This window comes from Massilia aquatica (genome assembly GCF_011682045.1).
In the GTDB taxonomy this organism is placed as follows: domain Bacteria; phylum Pseudomonadota; class Gammaproteobacteria; order Burkholderiales; family Burkholderiaceae_D; genus Telluria_A; species Telluria_A aquatica.
The window spans coordinates 296025-320668 of record NZ_VVIW01000002.1; the positions used below are offsets into that span (position 1 = coordinate 296025).

Annotated in this window: 19 protein-coding genes; 12 read left to right on the forward strand and 7 right to left on the reverse strand. The window is 64.9% G+C overall.

The window, feature by feature from the left end:
* Window positions 1-410: 410 nt before the first annotated feature.
* The gene (locus F1609_RS04385) at window positions 411-713 is read right to left on the reverse strand and encodes a hypothetical protein (RefSeq protein WP_167075057.1); all 303 of its coding nucleotides are present in this window, start codon (window positions 711-713) and stop codon (window positions 411-413) included.
* A 168-nt stretch (window positions 714-881) separates the two neighbouring features.
* Between F1609_RS04385 and F1609_RS04390 the strand changes: the two genes are divergently transcribed.
* Entirely contained in the window at window positions 882-2141 is a 1260-nt protein-coding gene (locus F1609_RS04390) for a hybrid sensor histidine kinase/response regulator (protein WP_167075059.1), read from the forward strand.
* Window positions 2142-2158: 17 nt separating this feature from the next.
* Here F1609_RS04390 and F1609_RS04395 read toward each other — a convergent pair whose 3' ends face one another.
* A complete protein-coding gene (locus tag F1609_RS04395) occupies window positions 2159-4300 on the reverse strand; it encodes a putative bifunctional diguanylate cyclase/phosphodiesterase (protein WP_167075061.1) in 2142 nt (713 codons plus the stop codon).
* Between the two features lie 194 nt (window positions 4301-4494).
* Between F1609_RS04395 and F1609_RS04400 the strand changes: the two genes are divergently transcribed.
* Together F1609_RS04400 and F1609_RS04405 are read left to right on the forward strand one after the other, a co-directional pair.
* Window positions 4495-5982 carry a vanadium-dependent haloperoxidase gene (locus F1609_RS04400; protein WP_167075063.1) on the forward strand — a complete coding sequence of 496 codons (1488 nt, stop codon included), beginning with the start codon at window positions 4495-4497 and terminating at the stop codon, window positions 5980-5982.
* Window positions 5983-6008: 26 nt separating this feature from the next.
* Entirely contained in the window at window positions 6009-7127 is a 1119-nt protein-coding gene (locus tag F1609_RS04405; protein ID WP_167075065.1) for a polyhydroxyalkanoate synthase family protein, read from the forward strand.
* A gap of 4 nt (window positions 7128-7131) precedes the next feature.
* Here F1609_RS04405 and F1609_RS04410 read toward each other — a convergent pair whose 3' ends face one another.
* Window positions 7132-7383, reverse strand: a complete 252-nt coding sequence (locus F1609_RS04410; protein WP_167075067.1) for a hypothetical protein — start codon at window positions 7381-7383, stop codon at window positions 7132-7134.
* On the opposite strand from F1609_RS04410, the gene F1609_RS04415 reads away from it, so the two are divergent.
* Window positions 7382-8017 (forward strand): hypothetical protein, encoded by a 636-nt coding sequence (locus tag F1609_RS04415; protein ID WP_167075069.1) that lies wholly within the window; start codon window positions 7382-7384, stop codon window positions 8015-8017. The genes F1609_RS04410 and F1609_RS04415 overlap by 2 nt on opposite strands.
* A 10-nt stretch (window positions 8018-8027) precedes the next feature.
* Here the strand turns inward: F1609_RS04415 and F1609_RS04420 are convergent, their stop codons facing one another.
* On the reverse strand, window positions 8028-8651 hold the full coding sequence (locus tag F1609_RS04420; protein WP_167075071.1) for an O-methyltransferase: 624 nt from the start codon (window positions 8649-8651) through the stop codon (window positions 8028-8030).
* Window positions 8652-9279: 628 nt separating this feature from the next.
* Here F1609_RS04420 and F1609_RS04425 point away from each other — a divergent pair.
* Window positions 9280-9930 (forward strand): hypothetical protein, encoded by a 651-nt coding sequence (locus F1609_RS04425; protein ID WP_167075073.1) that lies wholly within the window; start codon window positions 9280-9282, stop codon window positions 9928-9930.
* Here the strand turns inward: F1609_RS04425 and F1609_RS04430 are convergent.
* The gene (locus F1609_RS04430) at window positions 9887-10948 is read right to left on the reverse strand and encodes an HlyD family secretion protein (RefSeq protein WP_167075075.1); all 1062 of its coding nucleotides are present in this window, start codon (window positions 10946-10948) and stop codon (window positions 9887-9889) included. The two genes, F1609_RS04425 and F1609_RS04430, sit on opposite strands and share 44 nt — an antisense overlap.
* Window positions 10949-11442: 494 nt before the next feature.
* Between F1609_RS04430 and F1609_RS04435 the strand changes: the two genes are divergently transcribed.
* From F1609_RS04435 to F1609_RS04465, 7 genes are all read left to right on the forward strand, one after another.
* A complete protein-coding gene (locus F1609_RS04435; protein WP_167075077.1) occupies window positions 11443-11841 on the forward strand; it encodes a response regulator in 399 nt (132 codons plus the stop codon).
* A gap of 79 nt (window positions 11842-11920) precedes the next feature.
* Window positions 11921-14614 carry a phosphocholine-specific phospholipase C gene (locus tag F1609_RS04440; RefSeq protein ID WP_167075079.1) on the forward strand — a complete coding sequence of 898 codons (2694 nt, stop codon included), beginning with the start codon at window positions 11921-11923 and terminating at the stop codon, window positions 14612-14614.
* A 25-nt stretch (window positions 14615-14639) separates the two neighbouring features.
* Entirely contained in the window at window positions 14640-15299 is a 660-nt protein-coding gene (locus F1609_RS04445) for a PEP-CTERM sorting domain-containing protein (protein WP_167075081.1), read from the forward strand.
* 167 nt (window positions 15300-15466) lie between these two features.
* The gene (locus tag F1609_RS04450) at window positions 15467-17098 is read left to right on the forward strand and encodes an ATP-binding cassette domain-containing protein (RefSeq protein ID WP_441294929.1); all 1632 of its coding nucleotides are present in this window, start codon (window positions 15467-15469) and stop codon (window positions 17096-17098) included.
* A 114-nt stretch (window positions 17099-17212) separates the two neighbouring features.
* On the forward strand, window positions 17213-17671 hold the full coding sequence (locus tag F1609_RS04455; RefSeq protein ID WP_167075085.1) for a GNAT family N-acetyltransferase: 459 nt from the start codon (window positions 17213-17215) through the stop codon (window positions 17669-17671).
* A 101-nt stretch (window positions 17672-17772) separates the two neighbouring features.
* Entirely contained in the window at window positions 17773-19119 is a 1347-nt protein-coding gene (mtoX, locus tag F1609_RS04460; RefSeq protein WP_167075087.1) for a methanethiol oxidase, read from the forward strand.
* A 1-nt stretch (window position 19120) separates the two neighbouring features.
* A complete protein-coding gene (locus F1609_RS04465; protein ID WP_167075089.1) occupies window positions 19121-19825 on the forward strand; it encodes an SCO family protein in 705 nt (234 codons plus the stop codon).
* Here the strand turns inward: F1609_RS04465 and F1609_RS04470 are convergent.
* Together F1609_RS04470 and F1609_RS04475 are read right to left on the reverse strand one after the other, a co-directional pair.
* Entirely contained in the window at window positions 19791-24020 is a 4230-nt protein-coding gene (locus F1609_RS04470) for an ATP-binding protein (RefSeq protein WP_167075091.1), read from the reverse strand. The two genes, F1609_RS04465 and F1609_RS04470, sit on opposite strands and share 35 nt — an antisense overlap.
* Before the next feature lie 249 nt (window positions 24021-24269).
* Window positions 24270-24617, reverse strand: coding sequence for a hypothetical protein (locus tag F1609_RS04475; RefSeq protein ID WP_167075093.1), 348 nt, complete (start codon window positions 24615-24617; stop codon window positions 24270-24272).
* Between the last annotated feature and the right edge of the window lie 27 nt (window positions 24618-24644).

Below are 24644 nucleotides of genomic sequence, written 5' to 3' on the forward strand. Positions count from 1 at the left end.
CTGGGCAAAGTGTTACCGGCGTGCGCGTGACCCGAAGCAACAGGGTCGGTCGGTAAACAATAAAGGCGGTCCGGAGCGGTAGCGAGGGCCTGCCGAGGAAAAAGCGCACCGGATAACCCTTAACAAAACCGGTCCGTTGGGCACCTTCGGCCAGAAGCGTCCAGGCATGCATCGCTGGGATTCCCTTTTTTGCCGAGCGGTTGCAAGCTTGGGCTCAGCGTCCGGTAGATGGGCGTTCCTGAAAGGCGCTTGCCCACGCATGAGTGATCAAGTCGCGCCGGCGGGGATTGCTGTCACGGCGGGCTGACATTGACCACCCGTTTCTTTCGCTTGTCCACTCGCCTGGCGGCGGTATGTTGAGGGGTGTTGTCAGGCGTTGCGAGGCGCGTTGATGGCTCACTGATGCCTCATTACGGCTCGACCTTGACGCAGCGCCCGAACACCTGGACCAAGGTGGTCCAGCCGTTGATGCCGCCGCGGTTGTTGCCGATCTGAAAGCGCTTGCCATTGACCGCCTTGACCAGATGCAGGTATTCGTTGCCGTTGACCTTGCACAGGACGATCTCGTCCTTGACCGGCAAGACCGCGCCGATCGGTTCCACGGTGACCAGCTGGCCCGACGCGATGCGTCCGACCATCGAGGCCCCGCGCGGCCGAAATTGCACGCTCTGGCCGCCCTTGAGTGCTGCAATATAATGTGCCGCCCATCCCATGTGGGTTCCTTGTTCGCTTTTGATGTGCGCCTTTTATACCATACGCGGCGTCCACCGGCCGCCCCTGGCCGCCGGGCAGACGGCCCGCATGAGGGCGTTCTGTTGAATTAAGTCAACACGCAGGGCGTTTTGCCGCCATACTTCGGGGGAGCCCGACGAAAGGACGCCATGGCGAACCAGAACAGCACCACAGGATCGCCCCCACCAGCGAACAACGATCTCGCCGCCGAGGCGGCGGGCTTGCGCCAGTTGCTGGCCGAAAAAGACGCCGAACTGGCGCGCCTGCGCGACGACGCCGCCCGCGCCAAGCAGCGCCAGAACGATTTTCTCAGCATGCTGGCACATGAACTGCGCAATCCGCTGGCGCCCATCAGCCTGGCCAACATCATGCTGGCCAAGCTGCCCGAGCCGTCATCCGGGCTGCTCAACCTGCACTCGGTTATCCATCGCCAGCTCCAGCACCTGACGCGCCTGCTCGACGAGCTGCTCGACGCGGCCAGCATCGACAGTGGCCAGCTGGTGCTGGCGCGCGCGCCGGTGGAGCTGGGCGCGGTGCTGCGGCGCGCCCTGCAAACGGTGCAGGTGCGCATCCTCGAACGCCACCAGCAGCTGCACATGGACCTGCCGGAAGACTTGTCGGTGCATGGCGATGCGGCGCGCCTGGCACAGGTATTCGCCAACCTGCTGGCCAATGCCTCCAGGTACACCGCCGACGGCGGCATCATCCGGGTGGCGGCGCGCGCCCACGAGGGCCGTGCCGTGCTCACGGTGGCCGACAACGGCGCCGGCATGGACAAGGATGAGCTGGCCGGCATGTTCGACCTGTTTACACGCGGCACCCGTGCCACGGTCCGGGTCGAAGGCGGACTGGGGGTCGGTTTGAACGTGGTGCGCAATATTGTCGAGCTGCATGGCGGCAAGGTCATCGGCGCCAGCGACGGCCACGGCCGCGGCAGCGTGTTCACCGTCTCGCTGCCGCTGCTGGCCGCGGACGGCGCCCAGGCAGCGCTGGCGCCCGGGGCCTTGCCGCCAAGCCGGCGCATCCTGCTGGTCGAAGACAACCTGGACGCCAACGATACCCTCGGCCAGTTGCTGCTGGGCGAAGGCCATAGCGTCACGGCCGCCTACGACGGCATCGCCGGGCTGGCGCTGGCGCGCACCCAGGTGTTCGACGTGCTGATCTGCGACATCAACTTGCCCGGCCTGAACGGCTACGAGCTGATCACCCAGCTGCGGCGCACCGCTGGCGCCCACATTCCCTTCGCCATCGCCATTTCGGGCTATGGGCGGCAGGAAGAGAGCACGCGCGCCATCGGCGCCGGCTTCGGCCAGTACGTGGTCAAGCCGATCGATATCGACGCCTTGCTGGCGCTGGTTGCCTCGGATGCGGTGACGCGCTTTATCGCCGCCGCCGGCAACGCCAGGTAGCGCCAGGCCGCGTCGGGTCAAGCCCAATGCGCCGGTGCTTCGCGCAACAGTTGCGCGAAGCCTTCTTCGCTGGTCGCCTGTGAAAACAGGAAACCTTGCGCATAGTCGCAGCCGGCCTGGCGCAGCCAGTCGCGCTGGGCGCTCGTCTCCACCCCCTCGGCGATCACCTTCAGGCCCAGCTTGTGCGCCATGGCAATGATGGTCTCGGCGAAGATCTGGTTGTTCGGATTGGTGGTGAGCATGTCTTTCACAAAGGACTGGTCGATTTTCAGGAAGTCGACCTTGAACTTGTTCAGGTAAGCCATCGACGAGTAGCCGATGCCGAAGTCGTCGATGGTCAGCTGCACCCCCGCCTGGTGCAGCCGGGCCAGCTTGTCGCGCACGCCGGGCGAATCGTCGAGCAGCACGCCTTCGGTGATTTCGACCGCGATGCGCGGCCCGGCGCGCCCGAGCAGCTCCAGGTCCTCATCCCAGGTGTTTTTCACCAGCCGGCTCATGAACTCGACCGGCGATTTGTTGACGCTGATCTGGAACGGTATGCCGGTCAGCTCGCCCAGGCGCACCGCGCACGGCACCGCCTGCGACAGCACCCAGGCATCGATTTCACCGATCAGGCCGGTTTCTTCGGCGATCCCGATGAAGCGCTCGGGCAGCACCAGCGAGCCGTCCGGATGGCGCCAGCGCACCAGCGCCTCGGCCTTGACGATCGCTTCGGTGGCCAGCTCGACGATGGGCTGGTAGTACACCAGCAGCTCGTGCCGCGCCAGCGCCTGGCGCAGTTCGTCGATCACTTTCAGCCTGGCCCAGGCCGAATCGCGGATGGCGGGCGTGAAGTAGGCAAAGCGGTTGCGGCCGGCATGCTTGGCCACGAACATGGCCTGGTCGGCATTGCGCAGCAGCTCGTCCGGCTGGCGTCCGTCCTGCGGGCACAGGCTGATGCCGATGCTGCCCGACACCGTCACCTGCTTGCCGAGGATGAAGAACGGGCGCGCCAGCTCGGCCAGGATTTCGCACACCAGCACCTCGATGAAGGCGATCTTGTTGACCTCGTTGAGGATCACTGTGAATTCGTCGCCGCCGATGCGCGCCACGGTGTCGGTGGCGCGCACGCAGTCCTGCAGGCGGCGCGCGCATTGCTGCAGCAGCAGGTCGCCGGCATCGTGGCCGAGGCGGTCGTTGACTTCCTTGAAGCCGTCCAGGTCGATGAACAGCAGCGCCAGCGCGAACTCGGTGCGCGCCGCGTGCCGCACGTCGTGTTCGAGGCGCTCGCGGAACAGGGTGCGGTTCGGCAGGCTGGTCAGGCTGTCGTAGTAGGCATTGCGCAAGATCTTCGCTTCCGAGGCCTTTAGTTCGGAAATATTGCGCGCCGTGCCGGTGAGCGAATCGACGCTGCCGTCGGCGGCCAGGACCGGCATGATGACGTAGCGGTAGGTGTGGGCGGCGCCGTCGGCGGCGATGCAGCGCAGCTCGCCGCGGCCGACGGCGCGCGTCTCGGCCACGGCGCGCAGGTCGCGCCGGAGCTGGGCGGCATGGACGGGACAGAAATCGTACAGGCGCTGCTCGCAGACCGACTCGGCCGGCTTGCCGAGCAGGCGTGCCAGGGCCTCGTTGCCGTACAAAATATCGCCTTTTGCATTGACAATGAAATGCAGGTCGGGGGTGGCCGAGAGCAGGGTGTCGAAGCGGTGCGTGATGTGCTCTTTTTCGACGAAATAGGCTTGCAGCGACTCGCTCAGGGCCTGGTCGACGGCTTCGTTGAAGCGCACCAGGTCTTCGTTGGCGAGTTCGGCGCCGTCGTCGCCGCGGTCGGCCCACAGGCGCATCACGCTGGCGCGCAAGGCGCGAAATTCGGCCACGGTATCGTTGGCGGTGAAACCGGCGCCGAGGCGGTCGGCGCCGTGCATCTCGGCCTGGGTATCGTGCGCGCCCGGCGGCGCCCGCCCGCCCGCCTTGTCGGCCTGCTCGGACGGCGACTGCGGCTGGTCGAGGTCGTGGGCGATGGCGTTCAGGATGCCGGCCGCATGGTCGCGCAGGCGTTCGGGCAGCATGTGGCGCGCCGCGGGAATGCTGCGCGCAAACGCATCCCAGTGTTGCAGGATGGCAGGCATGTTGCAGCGGATAAAGCGCGCGATGCGCGCCTGGGGGACGTCGGCTGGCATGTTTGTTGGAAAATCGCAGTTGATCCAGCTAGCTTTGACAAATACGCCGCAAAAAAGTTCCGTGAATGCGGCAACATTTTTACGGTGAGGGCGGCCGCGCCGGCTTGAGCGGATCGTGGGACGCGCGCCGCCGGCAGCGCTATCGTCGGAGTCGTCGCGCTGTCCGCAGCGTCCAACTTTCCGAGGAGAACACCATGAAACCGCTGCGCAAGACGGTCCGGCTGGCTTTGCTCGTCACCCTGTCCGGCTGCTGTTTCCTGCCCGCCCACGCGCAAACCGGCATGGCCGCCCCCGCCGCGTCCTGGCAGGAGGCCACGCGCCCGCCCGCCAGCCTGATGCTCGCCGTGCGCTACTGGAGCGAAGCGGCGCTGCGCGCCAACGCGCTCGACCATACTCCGCCGCCGCCCGGCTCGGCCCGGCCCTATTACGAGCAGTACGGCCCGGCGCGCTCCAGCCGGGCGCTGGCGATCTACCACCTGGCCCTGTTCGAAGCCCTCAACGCCGTGCTGCGCAGCTATCCCAGCTACACCGGCATGGCCGAGGCGCCGGCCGACAGTTCGCCCGACGCCGCGCTGGCCACGGCGGCGCGCGATGCGCTGCGGGCGCTGTATCCCGGGCAGGCGCGCGCCGCCGAGCAAACATACCAGCGCGACATGCTGCGGGTTGGTCCCGGCCGCGCCCGCGATAACGGGGTCGAGACCGGCCGCCGCGCCGCCGCCGCCGTGCTGGCCATGCACGCTCCCCAGGGCGGCCCGGAAGACCTGGTGGTCGGCGTCAGCTTCTTTCCGAGCAATGCGCCGGGTAAATGGCGCCCCGATCCCGTGAGCCGCGATCCGCGCGCGCTCGGCGCCCTGTGGCACACTGCGACCCCGTTCGTGCTGCCCTCGCTCCAGCAGTTCCGCCCGCCGCCGCCGCCGGCCCTGACCAGCGCGGCCTATGCCGCCGCCTTCGACGACGTGCGCCGGCTCGGCGGCGACGGCGTGCGCACGCCCACCGAGCGCACGGCGGCGCAAACCGTGTCCGGTATCTACTGGTCGTACGAGGGCACGCCGCTGATCGGCGCCGCGCCGCGCCTGTACAACCAGATCGCGCTGCACATCGGTTCGCGCCGCAACCTGTCCGGCATGCAGATGGCGCGCATGCTGGCGCTGGTCAACGTGGCCATGGCCGATACCTGCCTGGTGGTGTGGAAGACCAAATACGCCGAGCAGTTCTGGCGCCCGGTGACCGGCATTCGCGAAGCCTCGCCCGGCACCAGCCCGACCGGCCTCGGTGACGGCAACCCCGCCACCCGCGCCGATCCGCACTGGACCCCGCTGGGCGCGCAGGCCAGCAACACCAGCGAGCCCGATTTTACGCCGCCGTTTCCCTCCTATCCGTCCGGCCACGCCAGCTTCGGCAGCGCGCTGTTCCAGACCCTGCGGCACTTTTACGGGACCGATGCGATCGCGTTTTCCTTCGTTTCGGACGAATTCAACGGTATCACGCGCGACAACGACGGCAGCGTGCGTCCGCGCCTGGTGCGCGCTTACGCGTCGCTCTCGCAGGCCGAATACGACAACGGCCGCAGCCGCATCTACCTCGGCGTGCACTGGGACTTCGACCGCACTGGCGGGCATCAGGTCGGGCGCCGGGTGGCCGACTACGTGTTCCAGCGCGGCCTGCTCAAGCCAGCGCCATGACAAGTTCTTTGGAAAGGAGGGCAAGCATGAGCGCATCGGACTGGTTCGACAGCATCGACCGCCTGCGCCAGCGCGGGGGCAACGCCCTCGACCTGGCAGGCCTGGGCCCGCTGCTGACGCCCTCGCGCGTGGTGTTGAGCGCGCCAGGTTTGCGGCTGCGCTGCTACGGTGCGGGAACGCGGCGCCGCCCGCCGCTGCTGATCGTGCCGGCGCCCATCAAGCGCTGGACCATCTGGGACCTGGCCCCGGAGCGCAGCGTGGTGCGCCAGGCGCTGGCGCGCGGCTTTGGCGTGTATCTGATCGAATGGACCGATCCGCCGCAGGGCAGCGCCGGCCCCGGGCTGGCCGATTACGCGGGAGCGCTGATCGACGCCTGCGTCAAGCACATCCAGCGTGCGAATGCCTGCGTGCAGGTGTCGCTGTTCGGCCATTCGCTGGGCGGCATCCTGGCCGCGCTGCACAGCGCCTGGCGCCCCGAGCACGTGGCGGCGCTGGCCCTGTTCGAAGCACCCGTCAACTTCGACGGCATGGCGCCCGTGTTGCGGCGCCTGCTCGGCAACGCCGTGCTGGCCGCCTTGCCGCCCGAGCGCAACCGCCCGCTGGCCGGCTCGCTCCTGAGCGCCATCTTCGCCAACGCCGCGCCAAACGCTTTCTACGCCGCTCCCGCAGTCGATTTTGCCGCCAGCGCAGCGTTTCCCGGGCTGCTCGCGACCCATCTGCGCGTGCAGCGCTGGACGCTCGACGAATTGCCCATGGCGCGGGCGCTGTTCGAAGACGCGGTCGCTCTGCTGTTCGCGCAGAACAGCTTCATGCGCGGTGACCTGGTATTGAACGGCAAGCGGCTCGATCCGGGCCAGGTGCGCGCGCCGCTGCTGAGCTTGTACCGGCCAGTGAGCGCGCTGGCGCCACCCGCCACCGTGCTCGGCTTTCACCAAGCCGCCGGCAGCGCCCGCAAGGTGCTGCTGCCGTACCTGGGCGATGTGGGGGTGGCGATCCAGCATGTCGCCCCGCTGGTGGGCACCGGCGCGCATTTGCTGGTGTGGCCGCGCGTGTTCGACTGGCTCGACCAGTTGGCCGGGACGGCGGGCCGGATCCGCGGCGGGATTCGGCCAAACCGGCTTTTCGTCCGGTCCGGCATCGAGTAACACGCTATGGCTGACACGGCGGCGTGTAGTTCAGCAGGGCTTCGAGACGCAGATCGTCGCGCAAGAACAGAGCCTGGTCGGCATGGCCGCCGACCAGGGCGCGCCAGCCGATATAGACACCGTAGGCGCGCTCGCGCCGGTAACATGCTTCGGCGCCGCTCTTGCGGCGCGACTCGGCCATGAACTGCGCGATCTGAGCGGCGCAGTGAGCGGTGATCGCCGCATAAGAATAGGGCGCAGGGAAGGAGGTCGGCATGGGTGTCATGGTAGCCCGGCGGCTCGATGAAAAATGTATCGGCCACGGCGGTAGTGCAAGCCGGACCAGTTGGCGCAGCGGACGTGGTTACCATCTTGGACAGCGCATGGCGGGCCGGGTTCCCGCGCTGCGTGAATTTGTGGTGCGCGATTCGTGCGCGCCCTTGCACCATGTTCAGATACGATATTGCATGACCTCCATGATTGCCGATGACGAACGCGTTAACTTCAGCGACCGGCTCAAATCGGCGTTGCTGGCGTCCGGGCTGCCGATCCAGCCGGGGCCGTTCGTGCGCGCCTTTAACCTGCGCGCCGATGGCTCGGCCGTGACACCCCATGCGGGGCGCAAATGGCTCGTCGGCGAGTCTATTCCCACCCATGAAAAGATCCTGATCCTCGCCAACTGGCTCGGCGTGCACGCCGCCTGGTTGCGCTATGGCGACGCCGAAAACGCCGACCTGCCGCTGTCGACGATTCCGGAAGCGTTGCTCTCGACCGCCGACCTGGCCCTGATCAAGGACATCGTTTCCCTGCCCGCGCCCACGCAGCGGCTGGTGCGCGAGATCGTCGACGCGTTCCTGCGCGATCAGCGCGGCGCTGAGCTGCGCTCCGGCAAGCAGGGTGCGCAGCAGTAGCTCGCTGGCGTCAGCTTTCGCGCCAGTTTGCCCAGTGGCGCGCCAGGCCGGCATCGCGTCCGGCCACGAATTCGCCCTTGCCGACGTGGACCAGGCTGGTGGAAAAGGCGCCATCGGCGCTCACCACCTGCACGAACGGCGCCATCTCGGCTGTGTGCGAGGTGGCGTTGTCGACGATAAGCAAGCCGTGCGGCCTCAGGATGCGCTTGAGGTCAAGCCACCAGCCGGGATAGGCGGCGCGCTCCGAATCGAGGAACACCAGGTCGTAGGCGCCGTCGGGCGCCTGCGCCAGGACCTGTCCGGCTTCGCCTTCGCGCTGGGTGATCACGCCGTCCAGGCCCGCTGCCGCAAAATTTTTGCGCGCCATTGCCACCTTGTCGGGCGCCATCTCGATGGTGGTGACCTTGCCGCCTCTGGTGGCGACGGCGTCGGCCAGCCACAGCGTCGAATAGCCGTTCGAGGTGCCCACTTCCAGGATGTCGCGCGCGCCGAGCGAAGCGATCACGTGGGCCAGGAACTCGCCGGTGCCGCGCGTGATGTTGAGCATACGGCGCCCGCGCTCGTCATGGACGGCGTCGTTGGCTTGCCCGAAGTGTTCGATCTCGCTTAACAGTGCTTGCAGTGCCGTGTTCATGTTGACAATCCTGTCTGGTTGGTAAGATTGGCATTATCTCATCTTGGGCCGCCATGGCCGCCGTGGGCCGGGCAGCGCACGTGCCTCTCTGCGGTTGTTGGGCCGGCGGCGACACGCCACCTGGCGAGGTGGTTCGGCGACGCCTTAGTTGATCGGCAGGGGCAACACTGGCCGCGACGAGTTGTAGGCAACAACCGTGGCGCAAATGTTGAATCGGCTGCGGAATCATCAAAGGATTTGAGGATTATCGGCAACAACAAGGTATTCAGGAAGATGTAGAAGCCGACGATTTCTCAATGGCTGGTATTGTCGAGTGAATCGAAGCCGAACATGCGAGCAAAGTTCTTTTAATAATGCCTTCTATTGTCGACGTTGATCCGATCAGTGAGACCTGTTGGCTTGTTTTTCAAGGCGGGGGCCAACGATCGATTAGTTGGATGATGGGAATCAAATCAATCTTCGAAGGAGCCGGTCCGGTTGCAGAAGATTGCCCACTGGTCTTCTTTGAGCTTGTGCCAGTGAAGAACAGTGCATGGCGTTCGAGATGTGCTGAACACCACAAGCGACGCGAGAGTTAAAGGAAAATCCTTTGCGTACTATTCTGTCCGAATCGTGTTTATGAAACACAATGGCTTTGTTGCCTTCAAACTACAGTATACTCAATGTATTGTTAATCGGCTGGCGGCCAGCCGCACAGCTTCACGTTAGGCATTCCGTTCCTATGACGAAGTTTGAGCGTATTTGCGCGAACGTACCGCAAGGAACGATCCTTCCTGGTGAACTCCGCCAAGTCTGTGACTACTTGGACAGCAGCGGCTATCCGATTAGTGGCTGTATGAAGCTTAGGCCTGACGACTTCGGTGGGGTTCGTGCATGGTTTGGTGACGATGATGTAATGGCATCCAATTTTGCCTATTTCGGTGCTGGTCCGGACGGCTCAATACTTGCTTTCTGGTTATTAAATGACAGAGACGCCACTTTCGCACCGGTCGTTCACCTCGGATCAGAGGGAAGTAACAACGCCGTCCTGGCTGCCGACTTTCGCTCATTCTTGCGCTTGTTCGGCATTGGCTACGATGAGCTTGGATTTGACAATGTGGATGAACCTCCGGAACACCCCGAGTCAGCCGCCAATTTTCGGGACTGGCTTGAACAGGAGCTTAGGATAACTTGCCCAGAAACTGGGGCTGATATCGTCGATGACGCTCAAAGTAGATGCCCCGACATCCAAGTAGCTATAGACAACTGGTACAAGAACCGCTACGGCGAAAATGCCTGAGCCGACACGGCCGGACGAAACCGCTTGAAATTACTCCACTCCGGGACAACCTAAAGCGGCCCTGGCCGCATAGCCGAAAAATTATGCGCATCGCTTGCGAGGGAACCAGCAGCGTTGCCTCAAGTGCGCTGCCCATTGGAAGGACGGTGGCGAGCACTGTTCCGGCCGGCACTGACTGCCCTACGTCGTAACCCAGGGCGGTAATGGTGCCCGCAGCGGGCGCCGTGACCCGTAGCGTGCGGCGCCCCTCGTGCTCGGCAGCCTCTTGTTCTATTGCTGCAAGACTTTGGTCGGCCTCGGCAATCGCGATTTTTTCGCGCGCGCCTAGTGACGCTCTTTCGTCCTGCACCTGGAGCAATGACGCGCGTGCGTTGCCCAAGTTGACCATGAGCGCATTGCGCCGGGCGCGCTCGATGTTCAGGCTGTTTTTATGCTGCGCCAGCCCGGCCACGGACACGAATCCCTGCCGGGCAAGCGTACTGTTGCGTTCGACGGAAGCTTGGGCGCTCCTGACCAGTTCGTCGCCGATGGCGATGCCGCCAAGATGCGCAGCAATCTCTGATCCCGCCAACCGCTCCTGATCGGCCAGGGCGGCGGCACGCAGGGCCAACTGCTGGAGCGTCGCCCCGCGTCGCTGCATTATCTGTTCGCGTCGCATGGCCAGCGAGGTGGCAATGCGCGCATCAATCGAGCCGGCGCCGCCCATCCGCTCGGCCGACAGGTCGAACAGCACCTGCCCTGTCTTGACCGGCTCGCCCTCACGCACATGGCGCGCGACGATGCGGCCAAATTGGGGGGATACGGCTTTGATGGCGCCGCCGGCATAGACCAGTTGGCCAGTCACCCGCACCTTGCTGCTGTATTCGCCGAAGATGAGCAACAGCGCGAGAGCGAGCACGATGGTGGCGCCGCAGGCCGCCGCCACCTTCACCGGCACCGGACGCGCCAGCACGATGGCGCCATTTTTGCGGCTGCGGCGGGCCTCGATAACTTCGATACGTATGGGTGCGATATTCAACCCGGCCTCCATCTCACCGGCACTGCCCAAGGTGGATGGCGCGGCCGCCATGCTGCCTTATCGCCGCTGAGCGGCGTCAATGCCTGGTCCATGTTCGTGCGTCGCGTTTTGAAAAATGCCGATGGGGCGTGATCGCCGGACTACGTCGCACATTACACGAAAGTGCATATAGACCTGGCGCTTCAAAAAAAAGTTCAAATCTTTTTTAAAGGGCGCGCATCGTTGGGGTGGTGCTGCCCAGTGAAGCTATCACGTGGGCCCACCGTCGCCTGCACCACGTAGCTGATGTTGGCGTTGTGGATGGCGGCCTTGCGCACCGCGCCATCAAGGGGTGCATAGGAGTGTCAGAACGCTATTGAAATGTTTTCTTGTGGCAATGCTCGGCGAGTTGGTGTAGCATGGGTCCATACACCTTCAACGCTCGCCCCACCCCCGCGAACTTTGACAACACCGGCCATGGCACTCGCCGGATCGCAGTCAAGTCAGGAGCGCATATGGCGCAGCAAAATCCCCTCAAACGCGTGCTGGTGGTCGACGACAACCGCGAAGCGGCCGATATTCTTGCAGAAATGCTGGGCTTGTGCGGCTACGAAGCCATGCCCGCCTACGACGGCGCGTCCGCGCTGGAAGTGGCGCACCGCTTCCAGCCGGACGCCATCCTTCTTGATATCGGCATGCCGGGCATGGACGGCCTGACCGTAGCCGCAACATTGCGCGGGCAGGCGAAATTCAAACAGACCCGGGTGGTGGCCTTGACGGCCTGGGGCGACCCGCACATGCGCGAACGCACCCGGCGCGCCGGTTTCGATACCCATGTCGTCAAGCCGGCCGCGCTGGAAACCATCGTCATGGCGCTGGCCGGCAGCCGCATTGCGGAGCTGGCGCAGGTGTAAACGCCGGGACGCGCTGACACGCTGTGGTCATATTTCACATATATGATCGACAACTTTCCAGCGCATCCCGGGAGCACCGATGTCCACCAGCCGCCGCACCTTTCTCAGCCTGGCTTCGGCCGGCGCCGCCAGTACCCTGTTTCCCGACCTGATCCGCGACGCGCTGGCGGTACCGGCCAATAACGTCACCGGCACCATTGCCGATGTCGAGCACGTGGTCATCTTCATGCAGGAAAACCGCTCCTTTGATCACTACTTCGGCAGCTTTCCGGGCGTGCGCGGCTTCGACGATCCGCGCGCCATCACGCTGCCGAGCGGCAAACCGGTGTGGTACCAGCCGGACGCCGCCGGCAGCCACGTGCTGCCGTTCCACTTCGACGCCAAGAACACCAGCGCGCTCTCGCTCGGCACCGACCATTCGTGGAAGGGCTCGCAAGCCACATGGCAGGGCTGGGATGCCTGGGTCAAGAAAAAGTCGCCGCAAAGCATGGGTTACTTCGACCGTGGCGACCTGCCGTTCTACTACGCGCTGGCGGACGCCTTTTCCATCTGCGACGCTTACCACTGCTCGATTTTCGGCCCCACCGATCCGAACCGTTTCTATTCGCTGTCGGGCACCAGCCGCAAGCGCATGACCTCGCTCGGCAGCCTGTACAACATCAGCGCGGCCGGCTACTACAACAACGATCCGAAGTACGACAATGTGTCGGCGGCCACCAGCGCCAGCGCGCCGACCTGGCGCACCTACGCCGAGGTGCTGGAAGCGAACGACGTCAGCTGGAAGGTCTATCAGGAATGGGACAACTACGGCGACAACTACCTGGCCTACTTCAAGCAGTTCCGCGTGAACCCGGACGGCAGCCGCCTCTCGCCCGACAGCGCCCTCTACAAAAAGGGCCGCACCCTGGCACCCGGCTCGACCGAAGCCAATTCGCGCGGCACCAAAGGCGATTCGCTGGTGGCCGATTTTGCCGACGACGTGCGCTACAACCGCCTGCCCAGGGTGTCGTGGATCGTCGCGCCCAACGACTACACCGAGCACTCGCCCAATTCGCCCAACGCCGGCGAAAACCTGACAGCACGCCTGCTGGCCGCGCTGGTGGCCAATCCGGTGGTCTGGTCCAAGACCGTGTTCCTGCTCACGTACGACGAAAACGACGGCTTCTTCGACCATGTGCCGCCGAATATCCCGCCGCTCGACACCGGCATGGGCCGCACCACGCTGCCTGACATTGGCGCCGACGAAAACCTGGCCGGGGTGCCGGTGGGCCTCGGCCCGCGCGTGCCGATGCTGGTCATTTCGCCATGGAGCCGGGGTGGGCGCGTGTGTTCGCAGGTGTTCGACCACACCTCCAAGCTGCGCTTTTTGGAAGAGTGGCTCACGCTCGGCCTGAAAAAGAACCGCGCCAGCGCCACCCTGGAAAATATCTCGCCGTGGCGGCGCGTGGTGTGCGGCGATTTGACATCGGCCTTCGATTTCAAGACCCCCAACAGCGCGTGGCCGGCCAGCGTGCCCAAGTCGACCGAGTATGCGCTGGTGTCCGGCAAGCCGTATCCGGCCCCGCCGGCGCAGCAAACCTTGCCGCTGCAGGAGCCGTGCAAGACCGTCACGCGCACGCGCTACGCCTGCGCGCTGCCGTATGTGCTGGGCGCGCACGCGACGGCGGGCGCCGGCAAGCAGGTCGAACTGGCGTTCGTCAACAGCGGCAAGGCTGGCGCGGCGTTCATCGTGTATTCGGGCGCGCGCACCGATGGGCCGTGGTACTACACGGTCGAAGCGGGCAAGCGCATCGAGCGCGAAGTGTGGAACTGGAGCGGGGCGCGCTATCACCTGAGCGTGACCGGCCCCAATGGCTTCCTGCGCGAACTGGCGGGCAGCACCGCGCCAATCGGCGCCAGGCCGGAAGTGCAGGCCAGCTACGACCTGGCCGGCGGCAACTTGCAACTGCTGCTGTCGAACGCGGGCGGCACGGCTGCCTGCACCTTCACCATGACCGACAACGCCTACGGCGCCGCCGCGTCCACCTATGTGGTGGCGGCCGGGCAGCAGCAACAGGTGCAGTGCCTGCTGGCCGGCAGCTTCGGCTGGTACGACTACAGCATCGGCTGCGACGCCGATCCGCAATATCTGCGGCGCGTGGCCGGCCACGTCGATAACGGCGCGCCGGGCCGCACCGATCCGGCTATCGGCGCCAACCGCCGCCGCGTGGTCTTGACGGCTGGCGCGTCGGTGGTGGCGCGCGGGGCGAACCTGAGCGTGACCTACGCGGCGCCGGCCGGCAAGCTCGATCCGAAAAACTGGATCGGCCTGTATCCGTCGGGCGTGACGCCCGCCGCAGGCCAGCCCGCGCTGCAATGGGCATATGTAGCGGCCGCGAATGGCACGCAGTCGTTCAGCACGGCCAACCTGGCGGTGGGCGACTATGCGCTCTGGTATTTTTACCAGGGCGGCTACACCGCCCTGGGTGACGCGGTGACCGTGAGCGTGACGCAGTTTGTCACCAGCACGCCGGCCATCAAGCGCGGCGCGCCGCTGGTGTTCACGTTCGCCATTCCGGCCAGCCGCGTGGCCGCCAAGAACTGGATCGGCATCTACCGCGCCGGCACCTCGCCGGGGGCGGGCGGCTCGGCCATCTGGCAGTACGCGGGGCAGGCCGGCGCCACGGTCACTTTCGACAGCAACAGCCTGACCCCCGGCACCTACAGCGCCTGGCTGCTCTACAACGACGGCTACGGCGCGCTGGGCGGGCCGCTGACGATTAACGTCGCCTGATGTTTACTTTACCGTACCAACCACCATGTTCAAGCGCTTCAAACAGACGGCCCTGGCCATCACCTTGCTGGCCGCCTGCGCCGCCGGCGCCAACGCGGGCGTGCTGCGTCTCGACCAGCGTAGTGAAATGGCGCAGGCGGGCCAGATCCTCCAGACCAGCGATTTCGATGACTTCGGCGCGGGCTATCATTTCCCCGGAGGCGGATTCACGCGCGGCGGCGTGCAGTACAACTCGGCGGAGAACCTGATCGTGGGCGCAAGCACCGGCATGTCCATCGGCCAGTCGCGCCCGGTGATGTCGAACGAGTACTGGTCGCCGATCGAGGGCAGCATTGCCACCGATGTGCCTTACACCCTGTTCGGCTTCGACGCGGCGGTCACCGGCGGCAGCGTCGACGTCATCCTGGCGACCAACCTGGGCAGCTATCTTTTCGACGGCCTCAGCCTGCGCGATGGACTGGCGGGCCTGGACTTCCTGGGCTTCCAGGCTACCGGCGGCGAGTATTTTACGGGGTTCGAACTGCGCAGCATGGGCGAGGGCTACCTGGCCGGCATCACCAACGTGGCCTTGGGCAGCGACCGTGCGGCGGTGCCGGAACCGGGCGCGATGGCCTTGCTGCTGATCGGGCTGGGCCTGCTGGTGGGGCGCGTGCGTCGCTGGACAGGCGCGCCGATTTTCCATTAAACTATGACGGCCGCATCCTTTGCGGCCATTATGTCCTGACCTGGAGTACCTCCCCCAAATGACCATCTGAGTTCCTTCATCTTCGTTCGCAACACCTGCCCTGGCCGCCTTTGCGCGCCGGCCTCGTGTTGCGTCACCTTGATCCTGACAGGAGCTCTATGCTGGCCATTCATTCTCCCGCGGCGTGCGCCGCGACCATTGCACTTCGGCGCGTTTCGCTCGCGCTCTCGCCCGACCGTCTTTTACTCGATGATGTGAGCCTGACCTTGCACCCCGGCCTGACCGGGCTGGTGGGCGCCAACGGCGCCGGCAAGAGCGTGCTGGCGCGCGTGCTGGCCGGGCAGCTTGCGCCGGACAGCGGCGCCGTCGTGCGCGAGGGCAGGCTGGCCGCTGTCGCGCAGGAAGTCATGCCGGCGGCCGGCGCCAGCGTGGCGGCGGTGGCCGGGCTGGCGCCGCTGCTGGCCGCCTTGCAGCGGGTCGAGGCCGGCCGTGGCGCGTCGGCGGATATCGACCTGCTGGACGGGCGCTGGCGCATCGGTGCCGATTTCCATGCCGCGCTGGCGGCGGCGGGGCTGGCGCGCCTGCATGTGGACGACGCCGCCGGCGGCCTGAGTGGCGGTGAACTGATGCGGGTGGCGCTGATCGGGGCCTTTTTGTCGGGAGCCGATTGGCTGGTGCTGGACGAGCCGTCGAACCACCTCGACCGCGACGGCCGCCGCTGGCTGGGCGCGCAGTTGCAGGCCTGGCGCGGCGGCGCGCTGGTGGTCAGCCACGACCGCGAACTGCTGGGCGACATGGACCGGATCGTCGAACTCGATGCCGGCACGCTGCGCAGCTACGGCGGCAATGTCGCGTTTTATCAGGCGCAGCGCGATAGCGAAGCGGCGGCGGCGGGCGCGGCGCTGGAGCATGCCCGTGCCGAACGCAAAAGCAGCCTGCGCCAGTTGCGCCAGCAGCACGACGACAACCTCGCGCGCGCCTCGCGCAACGCCCGCGCCGGCCAGCAGGCCAACATGCCGGCCATCGCGCGCGGCAAGTCGAAGAGCGACGCCGAGGCCCATGCCGGGCGCGAGGCAAAGCGGCACGGCGCCGCGCGCAAGGCGCTCGACGGCGCGCTGCGCGAGGCCGCTGGCCGGGTGCGCGAACGCGCACCGGTCGCGCTGATCCTGGCGCAGGGAGGGGCATCTGCGCCGCGCCGCGTGCTTGAACTCGATGCCGCGCTGGCGCCCTATCCCGCGCACGCCCGGCCGCTCGACCTGGTGGTGAGCGGCGCCATGCGCCTTGCCGTCACCGGTCCGAACGGCTGCGGCAAGACCAGCTTGCTGCGCATGTTCGCGGGCGCGCTGGCGCCCCTGTCGGGCACCTGCCGCGCACTGGCGCCGCACGCCTGGCTGGGCCAGCACGCCGGTGCGTGCCTGGCGCAAGAGCGCAGCGTGCTCGATCACCTGGCAGCGCTGGAGTCGGCGCTTCCGCTCAGCGCGCTGCGCAGCAAGCTGGCCTTGCTGGGATTGGGCGCGGCGCAGGCCGCTGCGCCTCTGTCGAGCCTGAGCGGCGGCGAGCGGCTCAAGGCGGCGCTGGCGTGCGCGCTGTGGCGGCGCGAACCGGCGCGCCTGCTGCTGCTCGACGAGCCCACCAACCACCTCGACCTGGCCTCGGTGCAGGCGCTCGAAGCTGCGCTGCAAGCATACCGGGGCGCGCTGGCGGTGGTGTCGCACGATGCGCGCTTCCTGGCCAATCTGGAACTGACGCACAGCCTGGCGTGGAGCGGGGAAGGCTGGCAATTGCGCGCACTGGACTGACGCCGGCGGGGCAGGGCGTCAACAAAAACACGGGTGGCGCGTTCGTGGTTATGATGGCGTGCGAGCCCGGGAACCCTGGCTCCGATTGCGCATCAACCTTCGATAAGACCAACAATGAAAAACATCACCACCCGGCTGGCGACGCTGGACGACATCGACCAGCTTGCCGCCTTGTTCGACGCCTACCGCCAGTTCTACGAACTGCCCCAGGACCTGGCCCTGGCGCGCCAGTACATTCTCGACCGCATGCTGGGCAACGAATCGGTGCTGATCCTGGCCGAAGATGAAACCGGCGCGCCAGCCGGCTTTTGCCAGATGTACCCGACCTTCTGTTCGCTGGCCGCCGCGCCCATCTACGCGCTGTATGACCTGTTCGTGGCGCCCGAGGCGCGCAAGTTCGGCGCCGGCCGCGCCCTGATGCTGGCGGCCGAAGCGCACGCCCTGCGCAACGGCGCCGTGCGGCTCGATCTGACCACCGCCAAGACCAATTTGCCGGCCCAGTGCCTGTACACCGGGCTGGGCTGGAAGCGCGACGATATCTTTTACGCATATAGTAAAACGCTGGCCGCATAATGATCTGGCGCAAACTCAGCCAAACAATTTTTCACCCATTGCGGAGCAAGGTCAAACAGGCGTACATTAGCGTCTTCACAAGCTTGATCAGGAGATCAGCAATGGGTTCCAGTAAATTTTTACGCTTGAGTTTGCTTGCCGCTGTCGCCTTCGGTGTGGGCGGCATTCCCGCGGCGGTGCGCGCCGACGAAACGTGCAATTCGCCGTACATGTCGGGCCTGATCAAGGGGCAGGAAGATTACCTGTACGTCTGGACCCTGGGCGTGAAGGGCGTGGGCGACGGCTTCGACAAGATGGTCACGCTGGACGTCAATCCGGCCTCGAAAAAATTCGGCCAGGTGATTGCCCAGGTCTCGGTCGGCAAGCGCGGCGAGGCCCATCACATGGGCTTCACCGACGACCGCCGCTTCCTCTGGGCCGGCGGGCTGGACGACAGCAAGATTTACGTGTTCGACGTGCACACCGATCCGGCCAGGCCGAAGCTGGTGAAAACGATCGATGATTTTGCCAGGCGCTCGGGCTACGTCGGCCCGCACACCTTCTACGCGCTGCCGGGCCGCATGCTGATCGGCGCGCTGTCGAACGACAAGGACCGTGGCGGCGTGACCGGCATGGCGGTCTACAACAGCAAGGGCGACTTCATCGCAAAGCACGACATGCCGACCACCCAGGGCGGCGACGGCTACGGCTACGATGTGGCTATCAGCCCGAGCAAGAATGCGATGCTGACCTCGAGCTTTACGGGGGCGGTCAACTACATGACCGACTTGGGCAAGCTGATCAAGGACCCGGCGGCCATGAAGCAGTTCGGCAACACCATGGTCATGTGGAACCTGAAATCGATGCAGCCCGAAAAAGTGCTGAACGTGCCCGGCGCGCCGCTCGAAATCCGCTGGTCGCTGAAAGAGGGCGACGAGTGGGCCATCACCGCCACCGCGCTGACCTCGAAGATCTGGCTGGTCAAGAAAGATGCGTCCGGCGCCTGGCAGGCCAGGGACGTGGCCACGATCGGCGACCCGGCCAAGGTGCCGCTGCCGGTCGACCTGTCGATCACGGCCGATGGCAAGGGCTTGTGGGTGAACACCTTCATGGATGGCACCACGCGCTACTTCGACATCAGCAATCCGGAAGCGCCGAAGGAAACCTACTCCAAGCGCACCGGTTCGCAGGTGAACATGGTCTCGCAAAGCTGGGACGGCAAGCGCGTGTACCTGAGCAGCTCGCTGCTGGCCAACTGGGACAAGAAGGGCGCCGACGACGAGCAGTTCGTCAAGCTGTTCGCGTGGGATGGCAAGGAACTGAAAGAAACCTTCAAGGTCGACTTCACCAAACTCAAACTCGGCCGCGCGCATCACATGAAGTTTGGCGCCGCTCCCGGCCGCTACAGTGCCGCTGCCGCTGCCGGGCAGGAAGCGCCGCAGTCCGCCATGCGCGTTGCGGGGCGCTGACTTGGCTCGCTGGCCCGCCTGCGCGCTGGCGCTGATCGTGCTCGGGCCGCTGGCGGCGGCGGCGCCGGCGCCGTTCGCACTGCCGGCGCCCGGCGCCTACCGGCTCGAGCGCATCCTCAAGGCGCCCGAGGGCATCGTCCTCGACAGCGATGGCAGCCGCCATCGGCTGTCGGAATTTACCACTGGTAAAGTCACGCTGTTTTCCCTGATCTACACCTACTGCACCGACGCCAAGGGCTGCCCGCTGGCGTACGAGACCTTGCACAGCCTGAAGAAAACCCTGGGCAAGGAACCGCGCACGCGCGACAAGGTGCGTTTTGTGAGCATGAGTTTCGATCCTACCTACGACACGCCGCCGGCCATGCGCAGCTACGGCGGAATTGACGCGCGCGAACACGGCGGGGTGGAGTGGCGTTTTCTTACCAGCCGCTCCAGCGCCGAGCTGGCGCCGGTCCTGGACGGCTTCGGCCAGGATGTCTCGGTGGCCGCCGCGCGCGCGCCGGGGCAGCGGGTGCCGACCTTGTCGCATCTGCTCAAGGTGTATCTGATCGATAGCGGCGGTACGGTGCGCGAAATCTACTCCACTTCCTTTCTGCAGCCCGGCGTGGTGCTGAACGACATCCGGACGCTTTTGCTGGAAGGCAAAAATAGGCCGGGCATGCCGGATCGCCTCAATCTGAAGGCCGGCCAGCCTTCCCAGCAGTAATTTCCCCCAACAGCGCTTCCAGGTCCGCAGGCAATACGGGCTTGGTCAAGTGAAAGTTAAAACCCGCTTCGCGTGCCAGCCGTTTGTCCTCATCCTGGCCCCACCCGGTCAAGGCGATCAGCACCATGTCCGCGCCCCAGGCATGCAGCCGAATTTGGCGGGCAACTTCGTAGCCATTGAGCGTAGGCATGCCGATATCCAGAAAAATCACCTGCGGCTTGAACTGCGCCGCCATTTCCAGCCCGCTGGGGCCGTCGTGCGCTGTCAGCGTCTGGTTACCCATGATGGCAAGTAACATGCTCAAGGTTTCGGCGGCATCCGCGTTGTCGTCCACCACCAGAATATGGTGGTGCGGCGCGCGCATGTGCGGCTCGGGCAAGGTGCCTGGCTGCTGGGCGGCGAGCGAGGTCGCCAGAGGCAGGCGCACCACGAATTCGCTGCCATTGCCCTTGCCATCGCTGAGGACCTCGATGGAGCCGCCGTGCATCTCGACCAGGCGCTTGACGATGAACAGGCCGATACCCAAGCCTCCCTTGGACCGTCCCATGCTGCCGTCAATCTGTTTGAACATGTCAAACACGTGCGACAGCATATGGGGAGGGATGCCGATTCCACTGTCCTGGACCGATACCACGGCTTGCCCGTCGACCTCGTGCATGGCGACCCGGATTCGCCCGCCACGATCCGTAAATTTCGCTGCATTGTTGAGAAGGTTGGAAAATACCTGGGCCATGCGGGTGAGGTCGGCATCGACGTAGATAGGGTCGGGAGGAAACTTGATAAGCAACTCGTGATCAGCCTGGGCGATAGCGGGCCGGCTCGCCTCGATGGCCTGCTGAATGGCCGCTGCCAGTTCGATGCGCTCGATACGCAGGTCGATCTTTCCATGGCTGATGCGGCTCAAGTCCAGCAGGTCATCAATCAGGTGCACCATCTGCGTCACCTGGCGCTCCATCATCGCGCGCACGCGCTCGGTAGCAGCTGCGTCGCCTTGCGCCACGCGCATGATTTGCAGGCCGCTGCGAATGGGCGCCAGCGGATTGCGCAGCTCATGGGCGAGCGTGGCGAGAAATTCATCCTTGCGCTGGTCTTCCTCGCGCAGCCGGGCGACCAGGCGCTCGCGTTCCTCCTCGTCGCGCTTGCGGGCGCTGATGTCATTGAATAGAACCGCAACCCGGGGCGTCCCCTGGCCGTCCAGGCGGAATGCGTAAATGTCGAGCCACCTTCCATCGAGCATGGGAGCATGGTGGATAAAGCTGGCCGGTTCGCCCGTGGCGGCGACGCGTCCGAAGCTGTGGCACCAATGTCCGTCATCATCCGGCGCAATTTCCTGCATGCGCTTGCCCTGGACATTGCGCAGTCCCGTGTGCTTGTCAAACGCGGGGTTGATCTCCAGGTACCGGAAGTCAATGGGCCGGCTTGCCGCATCAAACAGCATTTCGATCACGCAGTAACCCTCGTCCATCGACTCGAACAAGGTGCGATACTTTTGTTCGCTTTTCGCCAGCGCCTCCTGCACCTGCCTGCGCGCTGTCACATCGCTGGCCATGCCGAACCACTCGGAGATAGTGCCGTCCTTGTCGAATAGTGGAATTGCTCTAGAGAAAGTCCATCCCAAGGTACCGTCCACGCGCACAACCTGGTGTTCCAGTTCAAAGTTGCCCTTGGAATCAACGGCCTCGCCGATTGCGTCCATCACGCGTTGCTGATCGTCGGGATGAATGTATTTGTCGAGCCATGAACGGTTCGGCGCGTGGGTGTCGACAATGAATTCCCGGCCCTGGAGATGACGCATCTCGGTCCAGTCGGCGTTCATCCGATACACGACATCCGAACTGGCACTGACAAGCGCCCGGAACTGTGCCTCGCTGGCGCGGATCGCTTCGATACTGTCGCGCCGCATGCGGGCCATCTGGAGGTGCGCCGCCACGCGTGCCAGCAGTTCCCGTCCGCTGAACGGTTTGACGAGATAGTCGCCGGCGCCTTCCTGCAGTCCTTCGATGCGGCTCTCTTCCCCGGCACGCGCCGAGAGCATGATGACCGGCACGCTTGCCGTGCGCGGGTCGGCGCGCAGCGCCTGCAGCAGCCCGAAGCCGTCCAGGCGCGGCATCATCACGTCGGTCAGGATCAGATCCGGCGTGCGCTCCAGGGCGGCGGCCAGCGCCGCTTCGCCGTCCGCTACCGCTACGGTGCGGTAAAGCGGCTCCAGCATACGGACAAGGTAATGTCGCATGTCGGTATTGTCGTCCGCGATCAGCACGGTGGGGCGTTCTTCATCGCCTTGCCGGCGTGCCGGGAGATCGTCCGCCGAACGATCTTGCAATGCCGGCAATTCGGTGGCGGAAGGGGACGCCTCTCCGGCGTCGGGGAGCCATCTGAACGCTTCCTCGGCAAACGCGTTGAGCGCCGTGGTTCGCTGCGCGGCGGCCGTTCCATCGCCGACCTGGTCTTCGGGCAGGTGCTGCGAGCCAAGGGGAATCGACACGGCAAACGTCGTCCCTCGCCCCCATTCGCTATCGATGGTGACTGTGCCCCCGTGCAGCTTGACCAGCTCGTGGACAAGCGCGAGCCCGATCCCGCTGCCCTCATGCGTGCGCCCCCTCGCACTTTCAACGCGGTGGAAGCGCTCGAACAGCAGAGGAACTTCATCTGCGGGAACGCCCGTGCCGGTGTCGCTCACGCGCAGTTCGGCGGCGCCCTCCGTTTGCCGAAGCGCGACAGTAATGTTGCCCTCGAAGGTGAATTTGAAGGCGTTCGACAACAGATTAAGAACCACGGTCTCCCACATGGCGCGATCGACGAACACGGGTTCGCCGAGCGGGGCGCAATCGACGCGCAGTTCCAGGCCGGCCTTTTCGCAGGCCGAGCGAAAGTTGCTTGCCAGATCAGCGGTGAGCTCGGCCAGCGCGGTTGGCTCGAATACCGCGCGCGCCCTCCCGGCCTCGATCCTTGAAAACTCCAGCAAGCTGTTGACCAGGCGCTGAAGTCGCAGGCCGTTGCGGTAGACAACTTCCAGCTGCTCCGGCCCAAGCTGGGGTGGATGCGCCCCCGGCGCCCGAAGTGCGTCTTCGATGGGGCCGAGTATCAGCGTCAACGGGGTGCGGAACTCGTGACTGACGTTGGAGAAGAACGAGATCTTTGCGCGGTCGAGATCTGCCAGTGCCTGTGCCCGGCGCCGCTCTTCATCATAGGCGCGTGCGTTGGCCACGCCCGCGTTGACTGCCGCAACAAGCAGGTCGTAGAAGCTGCGGTACGCCTCGTCCAGTTGCAGGCGCGAACTGACGCCGGCGATCAACACCGCGACAGGACGACTCGTGCCGGGCGCGATAATCGGTAGCGCCAGCGCCTGGGTGGGCGGCTCCCTGTAAGGACCCAGGGCGGCCAGGTCGATTCTTGGGGCAAGATCGTCCACCGTTACCGCCAGGCCGGAACGATAAACGTCTTCCAGGGGCCAGGGGATTGCTTCATTGGCAGCCACATCGACGGCATCGGCCGACATGCCGGGCTGCGCGTTGCGCTCGCCCGCCCGCACCAACCGTCCCGAGGCGTCGGGCCCGACCGCGTATACCAGGGCAAAGGGCAGGTCAAGGTCGAATTGCGCGAGCGTGTGCGCACACAAGGAAAGCACTTCGTTGACCGACTTTCCTTTGCTGGCCTGCGCAGTCAGGTCGCGCAGCGTCCGGGTTCGGCGTTCGCTGAGCGTTTGGGCAGTCATTTCGATAACCGGGTGGAACAGGCCGCCCACCCGCCCGTCCTCGTCACGAATCGGACTAAACGAGAATGTAAAGAAACACTCCTCGACGTAGCCATGCCGTTCCAGGAAAATTTGCTGGTTTTCGAGGAAGGCCGTGTTGCCCGCCAGGGCCGAGTCGTGCGCTGTGCCAATGACAGGCCAGGCCTCGCTCCAGCATTCCGCGAAATTCTGTCCCATTGAGCGCGGATGCTTGCTTCCGCAGATGACCCGGTAGGCATCGTTGTAGAGCTGTACAAGTCCCGCTCCCCAGATGACGCAGATCGGCAGATCCGAGGCCAGGCAGATGCTGACCGTCGTTCGCAGGCTCTGCGGCCACGTCGCAACCGGCCCCAGGGCGGTTTTTGCCCAGTCGATCGACCGGATCAAGCGGCCCATTTCACCACCCCCCATCAGAAAGGCCAGGGGATTGGCAGTAACGTCGAGCTGATCGGAATGGTTCATCTGGGCCTTGTGATGTGGAACGGGATGCAGGGACGCTGGGGATAAATGATATGGCACCACGCGCCGCGGCTCGCCGCATTACCCCGTTACCGACGTAAAGGCAACACAGCACTTTGCTGTATCAAGGCGAGGGCGGGAAAAGTTGCGCGAAGATGGGAGCAGGGCAGCTTAACAGCTCGGCCTGCGAGCTATGCAAGCAAGAAGTGGATAGTTTACACCTGAAGACCGGTCGTTGTCGGATTATCGGACCTACTTGATGCTATGGCGAAACAAGCACCGACAATCAGCCGTTGCAGGCATCAAAGCATCCCTGAAGGATGCACTGCCAAATATTTCACTCCTGGGCTTGCTAATAAGCCGATCTTCGGCTTGCTGGAGAAACACCATGCATCCACCGCTGGAGACGACGCCCGCGCACCCCATGAGGAAGCAAAATCCCTTCAATAATTCTCTTGTGAAAATATCCAGAACGTTGATTTCTTGTGCACGCAGTTGTCGGTGTTGCATATTTGTATCATTTCCATTAAGCACTTTGTAAGATGTTGTATATATGAATATAATAACGTCGCGCAAGAAAAGTGTTGTCGATGCATCCATGTTGTAGCTCCGCAGTCCGCCTTTCCA